Below are 16,602 nucleotides of genomic sequence, written 5' to 3'. Positions count from 1 at the left end.
GATCTTTTTTACACTTTAAAGATTAGACGGAGCCGATTTTTTATATGCAGTGTGACAAGTCTTCACTTTAAATATTTTTTTGACATGTACACCCAATTCGATTAATATCAAATTAGATGTATATCGAATTAGAAGGAGAAGGTATTAAGCTATGCAATTAGATAAGTTGGTTAATTATCATAAAGCCGTTGGTGATCCTACCAGGATTAGAATTATTTCACTATTAAAAAAAGGGCCTCTTCACGGGCAAGCAATTGCTTACAAACTGGGGTTACAGCCTTCAACTATTACTCATCATATTTCAAAGCTAAGAGATGTAGGAATTGTTTATCAAAGAAGACAAGGAAACATTATTTATTTTTATCTAGACCTTGAAAGACTTGAATATAACTCGAAGGCTATTTTAAGTATTGGAGAGGATTCGATGGAAAATCAAGACAACCATTTACAGGATAAAGACAAATTATCTATTGTTAAAAACTTTATAAATAGTGACGGTACTTTAAAAATTATTCCAAGTCAAAGAAAGAAAAAGAACGTAATATTAGCCTATTTAATACGTGATTTACAGCACGGAAAAACGTATCCAGAAAAAGAATTAAATGAACATATTAAAAAATATCATGAAGATTATGCAACGATTCGCAGAGAGTTAATTATGCAGCATTTTATGTATAGGCAAAATGGAGAATACGAGTTAAATCCGAAAGAGATGTGGCCCGTTATTTATTAAAGTGGACGTAAAAACGTTCATTTTTTAAGCCTTCTAATTCGATATATGTCTAATTAGTTTGTGTTGTTTCAAATAGAATTAAAGTAAAAATGTAATTTCCAAAATGAAAGAAGCCAACATTTTGGTAAGCATGTGACATTAATTTTATTCTCCTATGTGTTGGCACAGCAACCATATTAGTTTGCTTACTGCTTCCCCTAAAAGCATCTGCTTTGAAAAAAAGCATAAAGTCTCTGTATGCAATAAGGATTATCCTCTACCAGTTAAATTAGTGAATAATCCTTATTTTTTAAAACTATAAAAAAAGTGTTTTAACCATGATGAGATCTATTTGTTCTTCGTCTCCCATATAAAATGAGTGAGATCCAATTTGAACAAATCCCTGTTTCTTGTAAAAAGCAATCGCATTTTTATTTTTTTCCCATACGCCTAACCAAATTTTCTTTTTATTAAATGTCGTTGCTATCTCTACTGCTTTATTAAATAAATGTTTACCAAGTCCTTGTTTTTGAAAGCTGTTACCTATATAAATTCTTTCAATTTCAAGCGCTTCTTCCCCCATCTCTTCAGACTGAGCGTCATTCATATTAACCTTTAAATAACCTGCAATTTCATGATTAACATACATAAAAAAGAATTGCGAGGACGTATTGGATAGTTCTTTTTCTAGCTGTTCGATTGTAAATGCTTTTTCTAAATAAGCTGTCATATTTTCTTGTGAATTCTGATCTTTAAATGTCTCATAAAACGTTTTATAGCTAACGTCTTGAAGATCATATACATCTTCAAGAATACACTTTTTTATATGCATCATCACTGACATACGCCTCTCCTTTATATCATCAATAATTTCTCTTGTTTCCTTTTTTGACAAACTCCCAGTCTGTTTCGATATTTTTTCTTACTCTTTGAACTAGCTTAAGAATGGTATCTGCTTCTTCCTGGGTAAAACCTTCTAATGCCACTTTATCCGAATAATCATTTTCTCTTTTTATAAACGGGTATACGTTCTTCCCTTTTTCAGTAGGAAAAAGGTTTTTATTTTTTTTATTATGGAGATCATCTTTCTTTTCAATAAAACCATTCATTTCAAGCTTTTTTATAGCCCGAGCCGCTGTTGTGCGATCTACTTTTATCATTTCAGCTAACTTTTCCTGAATGATTCCTGGATTTTCACATATTCGCACCAAATACAAATACTGCCCTTTTGTCAGGTCATATTCTTTAAATTCTATATTACTAATTGAATCCAATGCTCTTGCTATCATTCCAATTTCACGCAGAATTTCACTCATAAAATATCTCCTTTATACATATTTTTGTTGCAAATACAATAAAAATAATCTACATTTAATGTATCTCAAAATAGTTGCATTTGCAACAAAAAATAACAAAAAGGATGATGACAGTGAAGTATGTTGTTTATGCAGGAGGAATTTTACTATTAACTCTTGGAATTGCTTTGACGATACAATCTAACCTAGGAGCTTCACCTTTTGATGCACTGTTGGTTGGACTGTCACTAAACGTAGGTTTTAGCGTTGGAAGCTGGGAGATTATACTTGCCTGTATTTTAATTTGTGGTAATTCTCTTTTAAGCAAACAAAAGCCAGAAATACTGGGACTGTTAACGGCATTCATAACAGGTCTTGGTATCGATATATGGCTTTTTTTCTTAAAGAATTGGATTACGTTCGAAAGTTGGTACAGCAAAGTATGTTGTTTCGGAATCGGTTTAATCATTATAGGAGTAGGAACCTCAGCCTATTTACATACAAATTTTGCACCTATTCCAATTGACCGCTTAACATTAATCATACAAAAACTAGCTAAAACCAATTTATTTCTTTCAAGAACATTTATTTACCTCACATTCTTACTAGCTGCAATATTTTTAAACGGACCAATTGGTGTTGGAACGTTATTAACCGTGTGTTTAGGCGGCGTGCTGCTTAATTTCTTTATGCCCATTATTCAAAAAGCAGTAGACTGCATATTACCAACATCTCATACATTAAAAAATCATATTAAAGATCATAAACGTTCCATTACGTAACTAATTCTGTCTATATCATGGTTTTCATGCACAATCATCATTGATGCACAAAAAGCGGATCTCCAGTTAGAGATCCGCCTTCTGTGTGTGATTACTCTATTTTTTTGCCTCAGCTTTAATAATAAAACGATGTTGTTCTACGTCGAAAAACCCTTGAGACTGTATAATTTGATGGATATTATACAATCCGCCAATATGTGTTTCTATATCAAAATTAGGAACTTGCCAAGGAATTGCATTTAGATAAAAAACTAGCGCCCCGATATCATAAAATCTCTGCACAGGAAACTCTTCCTTGCAAAAGATGATGTTAAAAGAACTTTGTTGGAGCTCTTCTATTGCTTTCTTTAAATTCCAATTACAAAACTCTTTATTTATTGGAACCCCTATACATTCATTGATTCGTGAACAGTCTAACCCTCCCACTTGCTGAGTGAAAAACATGCCTCCCTTAGACAAAATCCTTCTCACTTCAGAAGCACAAAAAGCTTCGTGCTGGTTCAAAATTAAATCAAATGTACCATCTTTAAACGGTAGATTCTCGTTTTCAGTTCGTTCAACAACTGTGACACCAAATGGCTCTAACCGTTTTTTAGCGATTGGAACGTTAGGTTTGTATCCTTCGGTAGCATACATAACGCGAGGAAAAGGTTGTAACAAAGATAAAAACTCTCCTCCTCCTGTTCCCATATCTAAAGCAGCATTAGAGTTTTGAATAAGGCGAAAAGCTTCACTTCCGTATGACCACGAAAGCATATCGCTATCCATACGACCAGTACGAGTAATAATAGAAAAATCCCATCCAGTAAAATCAACATTTGTATTGTTTACAGCATTTAAAAAATGTTTGTCCGTTATCATGTTAAAATCCTCCTTTTAATAGTCAGTCAGCATTAATCATCTATCCTAAACTAGTAAAAGGCGGGCCACGAACATACAGGCAGCGTTGTTATGTTTCATATGCTAACTTATTCAAAATAACCGCTCCTTCATCCGAATTACGTATTTTTCATTTATTTGTCCATTCATATGTAATATCGGGTAGTTTCTCTTCGTTTTCACCTCCTCTTTTTATAATACTGAAGCCGTGTTTTTCGTAAAATCGCTGTGCGTTTTTATTTTGTTCAAATGTACGTAATGTTAATTTTCCATTTGATTCTGTTTTGGCTCTTTCAAGCAATCGCTGTCCGATTCCTCCTCCTTGATAATCTATATGAATGTACAGCTGGTTAATTTCATCAGCGTTATAGGCGACCATTCCTACTATTTGTTCATCTATTAACGCTAATTCAACTTTATAGTGTGCTGACAATATATGATCTAAAAAATAAATATGACGGTCAAAACTGTGCATTTCCTTTTGTCCAATCGCTTTTTCTTTACTATCTCTCCACATTTTTACCGTTGCCTCAGCAAATTGTGGATGATAGTGAACAATATCAACATTAAAATGGGCCATACATTTTCCCCTTATCTGTCATTGTGCTATTCGTATTTTTAATAACGATGTCTAGATATTCTCTTCATGTGGTTGAAGCCTGTCAAAATCTTGTTTTAATAAAGAGTACATGTACAAATCATCAAATTTTCCACAAGTAAATTCATAGCTTCTTAATAGGCCTTCTTTTATAAAACCGTGCTTTTTTATTAATTTTTGTGAAGCAGCATTAGCAGGCTCTATCAAAGCTTCGATTCTCCGTAAGTTAAAATGTGTAAAACCATATTTTATGACCGCGCCCAATGTCTCATTAGCAATTCCATTTCCCCAGTAGTCTCTGGCTAATTCATAACCAATTTCCGTACGGTAATGGTCATGAACTCGATTAAGAAACCCGCAGCTGCCAATAATGTCGTCTTGTTCTTTAAGAGTAATGCCCCATCTTATTCCAGATCTTTTGTTTAAGATTGATTTATACCACGCAATCTCATTTAAAGCATCTTCAACCGTTGTAAAAGGCTCTAGACCGTAGTGTTTCATTACTTCTTTGTCGGATAGGTATTTTAAAATATTGCTTGCGTCTTCTGCTACAATTTCCCTTAGTACAAGTCTTTTTGTTTTAATGACAGGAAAATGATGTGACACCTGTAATTCCCTCCTCTTATCCATTCATTAACTGGACGGATCTTTTCTCACAGCTTTATCTAATTTAAATAATGGTTAGTAAAAAAGTTCTTTTATTATTAGTGAATTCCTTTTTTAGTCATAAATATTTGTCGAAAAACACGCAAAAAAGCACGCAATTCTTCATTTCTAAATCAGAACCGTCATTTATTTTGTATTTGTTCGTTTTAAAAATTAAAGGAATAAAAGATAGAAATGAAGAATTCTTCTCCAACTAGTCTAAATGTAAAAAGTAAGGAGAACGATATGAAACTGTACGGAGATTTTGAAAAAGAAGATTGGCTAAACGTATTAAAGCTATCAGAAAAAGAGCTGCCTAATGCATTTATTATTCATGGTGAGTGGGGATTCCAAGATAATCTAAGCTTATGGAAAGAGATTTTATCTACCAATGTTCATATGCCTAAATGGAACACGGTGATAGGTAAGTTCAAAAACAGAAATATAGGGTTTGCGAATGTGTACGGCAGTCCAATGGCATCAAACATCGTACATCAATTTGCCGGCAGCGGAACCGATCTATTTATTCAAACGGGATATTTTGGAGGCTTATCTTCCACTATACAATATGGAGATATTTTAATTGTATCTGCAGCACAAATGCAAGACGGCGTATCGCACTGGTATTTACCAGACCAAACGCTTGTAGAAGCTGACAAAGAGCTAGTGGAAGCCGCCTGCAGATATTGTGAACAAAAAGGCTACAGCTATATTAAAGGACATGTGGTCAGTATGGGTGCCATGCTTATGGAGACGCATAATATGGTAAAAGAATGGTCACTTGCAGATTTTCTCGGCGTGGATATGGAGACAGCTACCACTTTAGCGATTGCTCATAAATTCAACAAGCGCGCTGTGGGCTTGTTGAATTTATCAGACCACCTTCTTCACGGCGATACTCTTTATTCGTATACAAAGGACAGAGAGTTAATAGAAAGTGAAACTGATAAAGCCATTCGCGATGTGGCTCTTTATTTAAGCAGTACATACTAAAATAGAACAAATAAAAGAAGATAACTATTCAGTTATCTTCTTTTATTTGTTTCGCAGTTTTTAACACCTTTATAGTTTGTTTATAAACAGGATTCTCTGTTGTCAGCATTTAAATTTTTATTTGTTTATTGTTTAAACCAGCTTCCAACGTATCATACAGGGCAAGTTTATAATTAATTCGTTCTAGGTGGAGATAAGTTTGCGACATATCTGCTTCTACTTTCTTTTTATGCTGAAGCATCATGTTTCTACGTTCGCTGATTGTACTTTCGCCTTTTTTATATGACTCTACATATTGCTTGATTTCAGCAAGAGGCATCCCAGTTGCGCGTAAAGCTAAAATAAACTTAACCCACTCAATATTCTGATCAGTGTATAGGCGCTGGTCATGTTCGTTTCGTTCAACAAAGGGTAAAATACCTTCCTTTTCGTAGTAGCGCAATGTAGGAGCAGACAGCCCCGTTTTTTCTTGCATGTCTCTCATTGTATAAGACATGTGATTTCACTCCTATTTTCTTCATATGCGTATCAATGGTACAAATAGAAAAAGCTGTCCAAAGAGTGAGGTTACTCTCTGGACAACTTTTGACTTAATAGGATCCTCAAATTACCATTCTTGATGTACAGGACGAATGATCATTTCGTTTACTGCCACACCAGCTGGCTCTTCGATCGCAAACGCAATCGCGCGTGCGATGCTTTCTACTTCAATCGCACCTTTATAGAATTCATCGATACCTAATTTTAAATCTGTATCCGTGATTGTTTCTTTTAGTTCTGTTGCAATCGCTCCTGGAGAAATGTTCGTTGCACGAATGTTGCTTCCGCCAGCTGATTCTTCTAGACGAAGACCTTCTGTGATCGCTTTAACCGCAAATTTGGTTGCACTGTACACGGCACTTCCAGCACCTACTGCGTGTCCAGCTACTGAAGACAAGTTAATCACATGTCCGTCTTTTTGTTCTCTCATTGCTGGAAGAACTGCTGAGATTCCGTAAAGAACACCTTTAATGTTCACATCAATCATTGTATTCCACTCATCTACTTTTTGGTTGCGTAGAAGAGATAATGGCATAAGACCCGCGTTGTTCACAAGCACATCAATACGTCCAAATGCTGAAAGCGCATCTTGTGCTAGCTCTTGCATTTGTTCGTGAGACGTTACGTCTACTACTTTGTAGATTGCTTCTCCGCCGTTTGCTTTGATATCTTCTTGTAATGCTTTCAAACGATCTTCACGACGAGCTGCTAAAACAAGCTTTGCTCCTTTTGCTGAAAGCTCTTTTGCTGTTGCTTCGCCGATTCCGCTAGAAGCACCTGTAATAATGACAACTTTACCTTTTGTGTTAGACATAATAAACATTCATCCTTTCTGTTTTAACTGATTTCTACCTTTAGTGAGAAAGCAAGTCTATGACCTGCTGTTTTTCGCTGTGTTAGCTGGTACAGTAATAGCTTATCTCCTAAAGTCAGCTTTAACGCAAGGATTTTATAAAACTTTTTCTTATTTATTATGTAAAAATGCTGCTATTAGTATCTATAGAGCCTTTTCAAGAGCTGTTTTTTTTCTGTAATTCTCTTTTCGTTTTCCTTTAATTTGTATTTACTTAATCATTTTCCTTTGTATCCCCCGCTATACATTAAAGTAAGCTTTACCTGTTACATTCTTTTTAAGGATTTATATCGGGAATAACCACATAATATATGTCTTATACTACAGATACACGCTTGTGTGTTGAAACTTACTTATTCAAAGCCAATTAAGAAGCATGCAGCACCTTCTGCTCCTTTTTTCCTTTTTCTTTAATTAGTAAGACACCTAACAACCCCATCATTGAAAACAAAATGGGAATCATAAAAGCATAATGATAGCCCACGTGCAGCGAGCGTTCAGGGAATAAATCAAGGACATTTCCGAAAATACTAGGTAATAATACGGCGCTTAAAAAGCCTCCCATATTAGCAAAACCTGATACAACTCCTACTTCTTTTACTGAAAAAGATTGACGTACTACGGCAAATGTCAAAGCGCTTGCGCCGTTTCCAAATCCGATGATAAAAAGTAAAATAACGACTAGCATGAATGAAGGTTTCACTCCCGTTAATAATAATCCTGTCCAGCTAAGCACCACAATAAGATGGACGAGTGAATAGATTTTTTTAATGGAGTTTAACCTGCTTGATATCCAGCTAATTAAAGGTCCGCCAATCATAGCGCCAAACAAACCATACATAATAAGCTGACTTGCATCAGCGCGAGATAAATGAAACACATTCATGCCATAAGGAACTCCCCAAGAGCCAATAAAACCTATATATGTACCTACTACACCAAAATGACAAAGAAATGTTGCCCATGCTTGACGAGTCGTCATTACCCTTTTTAGGATCGCCCATACGCTTTCTTGAGTCTTAACAGAGGCTTTATTTGCTTTAGCATCATCTACAAATAATCGTTTAGGTTTTATAACTAAAACGACATAAAGCAAATAAGATACCGCGATTAAAACTAGACCTATACTAAGAAAAGGAACTCTCCAGCCTGAAAAGGAGATCCACATAGATAAAGGCACGGTAGCTGATAATGACCCCACACTTCCTACCAGCCCAATTAAACCTAAAAGCTTTACAAACTCATTTCCCTTGAACCACTGACTTAAAATTAACACTAAATTGACAAAAATCATGGAGTCTCCGGTACCGACTAGCAAACGAGAAAAAATTAACACATATTCGTTGGGAGATGTGCTGTAGATAAGGCTTCCTATTCCGGTTAAAAGCGATCCGATGATAAGAAATCGATTTGGACCGTACCGGTCAGAAAGTAAACCAACAGGAATCTGAAGGCCTGCATAGGCTAAAAATTGTATACTCGTCATCAATCCTATAACGGATGCTGAAACGTGAAAATCTTTCATTAACTGCTCGGTAATAAGTCCGGGGGCTGTTCGTTGACTGACAATCAAATAATACGCTAATAAAGCGGTTCCAAAAACCACCCATCTATAACTACTTTCCTGCTTGTTCATTTTGATAGATCCTCTCATGTATAATTTTTTCTGCGTAGAAATGCTGGTGGAAAACGTTTAAGAGATGAAGATATTGATAGAATGAAGGTCTGTTTGATAAATAGGTCGCTATTGCGGACAGCTCTTCTTTTTATCCTTGTTTTTCCTTTCTATGATAATTTTAAGTTTTTAAAGGTTATTTTTCAATGAGGTATGGACTTTTAAAATATATCCTTTACTATTTCCCTTTCACTATTAGGCATCCAAGTTAGAGTTCTTCTTGTCATTTTTGGTTATAAAGCAATTCAATAAGAACCCATAAAGAACCTATATCACCCGTGTTTTTTTCAAAAGACCTCTTCTTTCACAGCTTTTCAGCTGTTTAATAAGTTGGTATAAAACTTGCATGTTCATCTATGAACACTTACTAAAGGAGGAGAACTTTATGAAAAAAGTTAAACGTAAGAAAAGTATTAAAAAGCAGGTCATTACTGGTGCTGTTCTCGCAGCATCTCTTTTACTGCCCATTTCAGCTTCTGCTGCATCTGCACCTTATACACTTTATCAAGTCGGAAGTACTGCAGACAAAGCGACTAGTACAAGCTTTGGACAAGTCTATATGGGTGGAAGCATCGATGTAGATGAAGCGTTCAAATGGATGATTCAAAAGGCAAACGGCGGAGATTTCTTAGTTATAAGAGCGACGGGTACTGATGCCTATAACTCTTATATCTACGACCTAGCAAAAAGCATAGGTAAGCCTCTTAACTCTGTTAGCACAATTGTCGTCGATGATTTAATAAGAGCAGGTTCAGACTCTTCTTTAATAGATAAGATTAATAAAGCAGAAGGCATCTTTTTTGCTGGAGGCAATCAAGCTGATTATGTAGATTTTTTAGAAGGGTCTCCCGCTCTTACAGCATTAAATAATCGTATTAATCAAGGCATTCCTTTTGGAGGAACAAGTGCTGGTACTATGATTCAAGGGGATCACATTTACGACTCTATCTCAGCAGGCTCTACAACTTTAGATTCTAAAACAGCGCTAAACAATCCTTATAGTTCTCTTATTTCCTTTACAGATTATTTGATTCAAACACCTCATAACAACAACATTCAAACAGACACCCATTTTGAACAACGAGATAGAATGGGACGCTTTTTAACCTTTCTTGCACGTAATATTAAAGATGGAGAAGAAACTGGAACAAGCGCAAAAGGGATTGCTGTTAATGAACAGTCAGCACTGTTGGTAGAAAAAGATGGTTCAGCTAAGGTCGTAACACAGCCGGGCTCTACAAATGCAGCTGTTTATCTAGCTAAAACGAATATGGCTCCTACCACTTGTGCAAACGGTCAGCCGCTGACGTTTAATAATATTTCTATCTATAAACTATTTAATGGCAGCACTTTTAATCTTTCCACTTGGACAGGTTCTGGAGGATTAGCTTATACTTTAAACGTAAACAGCGGTGTTATTACTTCTTCTACAGGAAAAGTTTACGGCGGAAATCAGCCGTAAACGGTAATTGAATAAGAAAAGGGAAGCTTGATCAGTAAAGTTTCCCTTCCTTACGCACATCAAGGATTGATTAAATGCTGTTTTGTTTTTAAATGATATAGATAATGCAGTCCTTTTTCTGTTATTTTCGTTCCGGCTCTGCCTCTGCGCTTTATAATATACTCTTTTTCTTCTAGTACATCCAAACGATTTCTCACCTGCTGTTCTGTAAGCGTAAAGCCTTTTAAATGCTGGGTGATCCACTTTCTGCTTGCTGCTTTTCCTGTATCATTACACTGTTTTATCGTTTCTAACAGGGCACGATTTTCTTGAAGTTCGATTAAGTCAACCGATTCATTTTCAACTTCATACAAAGAATGATTTTCTTTTTGACTACTAAGCCTATACTCTACGTCTTTTGCTTTCACTTCGTTGTCATCGCAGACGGTAAGTAAATACTCAATTACGCCTTTTAATTCTCTTATATTTCCTAACCATTCATGTTCGATAAGCAGCTTCATCGCTTCTGGATGGATATGCGTCCACGTTTTCGATTTGGACATAAAATGATGAATCAGTAAAGGAATATCGGTTCTTCTATATCTTAAAGGAGGAATCGTTAAAGATAATACATGTAAACGATAGTACAGATCTTCTCGAAACAGACCTTCTTTCATTTTATGTAGTAAATTGTTGTGAGTGGCTGCTATGATTCTTACATTAATCGGAATGACTCTTGTACCTCCTACCCGCCTAATTTCTTTTTCTTGAAGCACCCTTAAAAGCTGAGTTTGTAAACGCGGGCTGATATCACCAATTTCATCTAGAAAGATTGTACCTTTATCAGCGCTCTCAAACAGCCCTTTTTTGCCGCCTTTCTGCGCTCCTGTAAAGCTGGCTTCTTCGTACCCAAACAGCTCACTTTCTAGTAATGTATCGGTCATGGCACTGCAATTCACGGCAAGAAACGGTCCGTTTTTACGTGTAGAATGATTGTGGATAGCCTGAGCAAACAGCTCTTTTCCTGTACCGGTTTCTCCTTGAATCAAAATAGGATACTCAGTGGCAGCCATTTTCCGGGAAATTTCAATCGTTTTAAGCAAAGCTGGGTGTTCTCCTATAATATCTTGATAGTTATACTTAGCAGAAAATCCGTTTTTTCTAAGTTCTGACTGCGCTTTTCCTTCTATTTCAACAGCTTGATTAACACTTTTAAACGTTGCTACAGTAGTATTGCTTTTCTCAATCATCGACTTATAGATAACCATTTCGTACCCATTTATGTTAAAGTACTGACTTTTCTCATCGGACGATATAATAAACTCCACAAGGCCTTTGTTAGAAATTACGCTTTGAATCTCATGATCTATAGCATCGGAAGAAGCTAGCTGGAACAGTGATTCTAACCTTTTATTGAATAACGTAATTTTTCTATTAAAATCCACGGCAAGAATACCATCTTCTACTACGTTTACAATACTCTTTACATGAAGGTGAAGTTCTTTCATTTTCCCTTCTGCTTCTATTAGTTTTTTTTGCAGCACAATGATGTTTCGCAAATAGCGATCCCAAATAATTGAATGATTAGACTGATTAAAACCGAATGATTTTATAAGTTCAAAAATGGTCGCCATGTCAAAAAGTCTAACGCCTATATCAATTACATGCTTTACGTATGGGGGACACAAGTGAACCTCACCTGGAGAAACTGCAATTTCAACACCTTCGTAATAGGTCTTTTGCTTTTTAAAAGGGATAAACTGAACATGATTAATGCCTACTTGATAAAGAGATTCTATTAATTTAAGAGTTTCTTTATCGTCATCATTTACAATTAATACTTTTGTATGGGCAGGGATTTTCAGTAATTCATTTATATGCTTATGATGAATTGTTCTATTTCCTACAATTTCATGTGCATGCTGAACGTCTAATCTGTTCTTCATTTCATGATATATACTCTCTGATGAATAAAGAACAACATCTCCATCAATTTTTCTTGGTAATTCTTCATCAATCGCAAAGCATTCAATAAAAATATAATCGCCTAGCAACTCTTTTAATTGATTGTGTAAAATGATTCTAGTTTGCTTGCTTCCTGTTATTAAAACTAATTTCTTTTTCATCGTATGGACACCTTTCTACAGGCCTTTAACTTGACTTGCCTTCAGAGATTAGTCTTGGAATACTATACCTATCATTTTATACTTTGCTGTGCATTTCATCTAGCGGACGTTTGTCCCTTTTGTAAATAAAAATAAGTAGAAAAAAGCGCCTCCACTTTAATGGGTGGAGGCACGATATGCTAAAGTGCTAGATGCATTGAATTACTTTTTTCTCATTTAATGTCTACGTTTATTGGTTTGATATCTAAGGCTACTTTCACAATAGAGTAATCGTCTTTTTGACCGTCGGTATAAGCCCAATAGCCATTGCTTTCAGGGCTTTTTCTGAAGGTAAGCTCAAAACCTTTGCCTTGGTTAAACGCATAGCTCTTTATTTCTTTGCTCTGAGCGTTATCGATAAGATCGTAAGCTAAAAATTTCCTTAATACACCGTGCGGAGAGAAAAGACCCGTGTTTGGCCCAACCTTTTCACTGTAGTATTCATTTTTTCTAGTAGATGTTTTAGCTGGGTTTATGACGATTTCTTTTGTTGTGATATTTACTTTATCACCTGGCGTAATACAAGAGATAAGAATATTTTTGTAATCACTCGGAAATTTGTCATTTGCCTGTACCTTTGCTAAGTCAACTAGCGTAATACCGCCTCTTCCAACAACTTCTATTTGTTTTTCTTTATTGTTTACCACCATAGCAGTATCTTCATCGATGCCGTAAGAAAGCTGATTTTTATTTCCTTTTTCATATGCTGTTGCAATAAGGCGTCCTAGTCTTGCTTTGTTGTCAAAATGCTGATCTACAAGACCGTATTGGAAAAAGCCGAGCCCTTTTTCTAAATAAGCAGGACCGCCTTCTTGCTGAGCCATATCATCGTACGTGTCTGTAAATCCGTATGAAAGCGCTCCGTAGCTATCTCCGCCAGCCAGCATAGTATTACTCATAATTGCCGCTCCGGCACTCGTACCGCCAAGTACTGCCCCGTTTTTATACGTATGCCATATGGCTTGTAAAACTTTTGAGTCCGAACCATTTTCATTACGCAAGGAGCCCGTAATCAAGGTTTGATCTCCTCCTACAAACCAAATGCCTGTTAGCCCTTTAACTTTTTGGGCTAGTTTATCACTGTTCATATTTGTTTTCCAAGTCAACTCATCTTCAGAAGTTCCTTTAAAGTCGTGGTTTGAAATAGGTAAAATCTCTATATTTTCTGCCTTCACTCCGTATTTAACTAAATCACTTTTAAACTGATTAGAGGAGTCGAACTTAGTACTTGCTGCAGGAACAATCCCTATTTTGGCCTGCTTTCCTCCTGCAAGAGTAATAAACTTGTCATACACGCTTGAATTACTGCTTCCAAGCGCTCCTCCTGCAATTAAGAGATTACCTTTAATCTCGTCGTATGCAGGACTTTCAGATGAAGAAAAAGTAGGTTTTTTATACGTTAAACTAGTTTTTTTATCCGGTTGAAATTTTACGGTTTTAGGTGTAATGTCCATTCTTACATTGACAATGGAATAATCATCTTTTTGTCCATCAGTATACCGCCAGTAGCCGTTTGTGTCATTATCCTTTTGGAAAGCAATTTCGTATCCAGACCCTTTACTGTCATAAACATAGCTGTTAGCAGATTTCATTGATTTATTATCAACGAAAGAATATGATAAATAAGCCTTTAATCTTCCATACGGTGTAAAAACACCCGTAGCAGGCAGTGCGTTAAAGGAATAATATTCAAACCCCTTTGTTTCTACTTTATCTTTTGGAAATTCAAATGACTTTAAATGAAAGTTAATTTTATCTCCAGGAGATAAGTAACTGACTTTTATGTTCTCTAAGCCTGAACGCACTTTTTGCTTAGATATAAGCTTAGCTTTGCTCATATCTAATACAGCTACTCCGCTTCTTCCAACGACTTCAACCTTTTGATCTTTATTGTTAACGACCATAGCAGTATCTTCGTCTACACCGTATGCAAAGTTTTTTTCTTTGTCACGTTCAGCATTATACGCAGCTACTGCCAGTCGTCCAAGTCGTGCTCGTTCATCCATATGCTGATCAATTATGCCGTGTTGGAAAAATCCCAGCCCTTTTTGAACTGATAGAGGCTCGTATTCTTTCTTATTGTGTTGGTTTTCGTTTACATGTTTATTTTCCTTGTTTCCTATACTTTCTTTTAAAGCTCCTAGACTGTCTCCTCCTGTAATCATGACGTCACTCATAATTGCAGCTCCTGCACTTGTACCTCCGATAACTGCTCCCTTACGATATATATCCCAGATAGCTTTTAACGCTTCAGAATCGTTTCCATTATTTTCACGAAGGGAATCCACAATTTTTGTTTGGTCTCCTCCAACAAACCAAACTGCCGTTAGTCCTTTAATCGTACGGGATAACTTCTTGTCGTTCACTTGATTCTTCCAAGTCGATTCATCTTTTTGTGTGTCAGAAAAATCGCGATTGGAAATGGGAAGAATTTGAATAGAATCTGAGTTTACTCCGTATTTCACGAGGTCTTCCTTAAACTTTTCAGAAGACTGCAGCGTTGTGCTAGCAGCTGGAATAATCCCTACTTTGGCTTTTTCTTTTCCCCCAGCAAGCAAGAGAAATTTTTCATATATATCGTGATTGGATGTTCCTACACCTCCGCCGGCAATAACAAGGCTGCCTTTAATGCCCTCAGTATTTTCTTGTGCTTTTGCAAGCAGGGGTGTACTCAACGAAGAAAGTAATGTAAAGCTGATGAGACATGAAACCAGTTTCTTTTTCATTTGAAAGATCCTTTCCACGCAAATTTTAATACCCTTCTCTAATTAGCTCGTATCCTTTCCGCGATACTTTCGATAAATGATATCTAAAACCTGTTATTCAAACGTTCCTTTCACAACAGGGACACCGTCTTTTACCATTACTTTACCTTGAGCAAAAACCGTTTTAATTGTTAGCGTCTCTTTGTCTAAAAGGACTAAATCTGCATCTTTTCCGGGTTGAATATGCCCTTTATTGGACAGTTTTAATACTTTGGCAGGATTAGAAGTAATGACTTGAAGAGCTGTTTCTAACGGTACTGATTCCTCTAATACTGCATCTCGTACTTCTTGAAATAAAGAAGACACTTTTCCAACTTGAAGACCTTTATAATCTCCGTTATCATCAAAAAACGGCAGGCTCGCGTTTCCATCGGATGAAAACGTAATGCTGTCAATCGCCACTTTCTCTTCCAGCATGATGCGTAACCCTTTGCTGCACTTAACTTCGCCTTCTTCTAAAAAGTGAGGGATCGTACTAGTCGTAAAATCTACATATCCGCCTCGCTTTGCAAATTGAATTCCTTCTTTAAACAGCTCTTCATTTCTATTAATATGTGTAGGGTGAAACTGACGAATTGGCAGGTCTGTTTTATCTGCGATGTGATTCAATAAAGATAATTTTCGTTCTCCGTCTCCTACGTGAATCTCTAATATTCCGGCTTTCCCTGATAAAATCCCTCCATTGCGAGCAGCGGCAGCCACCTTCACCAGTTCTTCAAATGTCGGTTCAGAAGAACGGTGGTCGGAAATGGCAATTTCACCTACTCCGATAATTTTATCAATTAAAATAAGATCTTCTTCAATGCTATTAGTTAACGTTTTTACCGGTATTTGATAGGAACCTGTGTGAATGAAGCAGCTAATCCCTTCTTCTTCTAACCCTCTTGCTTTGGCCAGAAGGTTTTCCATTCTTCTTGTTGTACCGTCTGTTCCAAGTACACCTACAATAGTTGTAACACCGGCAGTTGTTGCATCGGTTAACATTAGTTCAGGAGTGCGTGTTTTATATCCACCTTCTCCTCCTCCGCCAATAATATGAACATGTGAGTCAATGAAGCCTGGAGCTATAATGTGATTAGCGGCATCTACAACATCAATAGGAATGGACGTATTTACATGATCAATACAATCTTTTATAAGGATGATTTTGCTGTCTGCAAGCAATATATCTTTTTTTCCTAAGTGCTGTGGTGCATATACTTCTGCGTTTTTGATTAAGGTTAACAACTTCTATTCCTCCTAGTAAGCTCAACTTACAA

General features: G+C 36.3%; 15 protein-coding genes. 4 read left to right on the top strand and 11 right to left on the bottom strand.

The genetic code is table 11. The features are described 5' to 3' along the window. Positions 1-151: 151 nt before the first annotated feature. Entirely contained in the window at positions 152-733 is a 582-nt protein-coding gene (locus NST66_RS06685) for a DUF2087 domain-containing protein (protein ID WP_028413907.1), read from the top strand. Positions 734-1,028: 295 nt separating this feature from the next. Here the strand turns inward: NST66_RS06685 and NST66_RS06680 are convergent, their stop codons facing one another. After that, a complete protein-coding gene (locus NST66_RS06680) occupies positions 1,029-1,556 on the bottom strand; it encodes a GNAT family N-acetyltransferase (RefSeq protein WP_033578540.1) in 528 nt (175 codons plus the stop codon). 19 nt (positions 1,557-1,575) lie between these two features. After that, positions 1,576-2,028 carry a MarR family winged helix-turn-helix transcriptional regulator gene (locus tag NST66_RS06675; protein ID WP_013056339.1) on the bottom strand — a complete coding sequence of 151 codons (453 nt, stop codon included), beginning with the start codon at positions 2,026-2,028 and terminating at the stop codon, positions 1,576-1,578. A gap of 113 nt (positions 2,029-2,141) precedes the next feature. Between NST66_RS06675 and NST66_RS06670 the strand changes: the two genes are divergently transcribed. Beyond that, complete coding sequence (locus tag NST66_RS06670) at positions 2,142-2,789, top strand: YczE/YyaS/YitT family protein (protein WP_033578539.1); 648 nt, start codon at positions 2,142-2,144, stop codon at positions 2,787-2,789. A gap of 96 nt (positions 2,790-2,885) precedes the next feature. Here the strand turns inward: NST66_RS06670 and NST66_RS06665 are convergent, their stop codons facing one another. From NST66_RS06665 to NST66_RS06655, 3 genes are all read right to left on the bottom strand, one after another. Further along, positions 2,886-3,650 carry a class I SAM-dependent methyltransferase gene (locus tag NST66_RS06665; RefSeq protein ID WP_033578538.1) on the bottom strand — a complete coding sequence of 255 codons (765 nt, stop codon included), beginning with the start codon at positions 3,648-3,650 and terminating at the stop codon, positions 2,886-2,888. 148 nt (positions 3,651-3,798) lie between these two features. Beyond that, positions 3,799-4,248: a GNAT family N-acetyltransferase gene (locus NST66_RS06660; protein WP_033578537.1), complete on the bottom strand. Its 450-nt coding sequence runs from the start codon at positions 4,246-4,248 to the stop codon at positions 3,799-3,801. Between the two features lie 51 nt (positions 4,249-4,299). After that, a complete protein-coding gene (locus NST66_RS06655) occupies positions 4,300-4,872 on the bottom strand; it encodes a GNAT family N-acetyltransferase (protein ID WP_033578536.1) in 573 nt (190 codons plus the stop codon). A 285-nt stretch (positions 4,873-5,157) separates the two neighbouring features. On the opposite strand from NST66_RS06655, the gene NST66_RS06650 reads away from it, so the two are divergent. Next, the gene (locus NST66_RS06650) at positions 5,158-5,904 is read left to right on the top strand and encodes a phosphorylase family protein (RefSeq protein ID WP_033578535.1); all 747 of its coding nucleotides are present in this window, start codon (positions 5,158-5,160) and stop codon (positions 5,902-5,904) included. A 109-nt stretch (positions 5,905-6,013) separates the two neighbouring features. Here the strand turns inward: NST66_RS06650 and NST66_RS06645 are convergent, their stop codons facing one another. The 3 genes from NST66_RS06645 to NST66_RS06635 form a co-directional block, all read right to left on the bottom strand. Continuing rightward, entirely contained in the window at positions 6,014-6,400 is a 387-nt protein-coding gene (locus NST66_RS06645) for a MerR family transcriptional regulator (protein WP_033578534.1), read from the bottom strand. 111 nt (positions 6,401-6,511) lie between these two features. Then, complete coding sequence (locus tag NST66_RS06640; protein ID WP_033578533.1) at positions 6,512-7,258, bottom strand: SDR family oxidoreductase; 747 nt, start codon at positions 7,256-7,258, stop codon at positions 6,512-6,514. Positions 7,259-7,664: 406 nt separating this feature from the next. Then, a complete protein-coding gene (locus tag NST66_RS06635) occupies positions 7,665-8,933 on the bottom strand; it encodes an MFS transporter (RefSeq protein ID WP_033578532.1) in 1,269 nt (422 codons plus the stop codon). 424 nt (positions 8,934-9,357) lie between these two features. On the opposite strand from NST66_RS06635, the gene NST66_RS06630 reads away from it, so the two are divergent. Further along, the gene (locus NST66_RS06630; protein WP_033578531.1) at positions 9,358-10,434 is read left to right on the top strand and encodes a cyanophycinase; all 1,077 of its coding nucleotides are present in this window, start codon (positions 9,358-9,360) and stop codon (positions 10,432-10,434) included. A 59-nt stretch (positions 10,435-10,493) separates the two neighbouring features. Here NST66_RS06630 and NST66_RS06625 read toward each other — a convergent pair whose 3' ends face one another. From NST66_RS06625 to iadA, 3 genes are all read right to left on the bottom strand, one after another. Then, positions 10,494-12,539 (bottom strand): sigma 54-interacting transcriptional regulator, encoded by a 2,046-nt coding sequence (locus tag NST66_RS06625; protein WP_033578530.1) that lies wholly within the window; start codon positions 12,537-12,539, stop codon positions 10,494-10,496. Between the two features lie 212 nt (positions 12,540-12,751). Continuing rightward, on the bottom strand, positions 12,752-15,304 hold the full coding sequence (locus tag NST66_RS06620; protein ID WP_251439010.1) for a cyanophycinase: 2,553 nt from the start codon (positions 15,302-15,304) through the stop codon (positions 12,752-12,754). A gap of 93 nt (positions 15,305-15,397) precedes the next feature. After that, on the bottom strand, positions 15,398-16,570 hold the full coding sequence (gene iadA / locus NST66_RS06615; RefSeq protein WP_033578528.1) for a beta-aspartyl-peptidase: 1,173 nt from the start codon (positions 16,568-16,570) through the stop codon (positions 15,398-15,400). Positions 16,571-16,602 lie beyond the last annotated feature (32 nt).

Origin of the sequence: Priestia sp. FSL W8-0524 (genome assembly GCF_038005965.1) — a bacterium.
GTDB lineage: Bacteria > Bacillota > Bacilli > Bacillales > Bacillaceae_H > Priestia > Priestia zanthoxyli.
The sequence above is the reverse complement of the archived record's forward strand: the minus strand, read 5'-3'. Positions and strand labels throughout refer to the sequence as shown.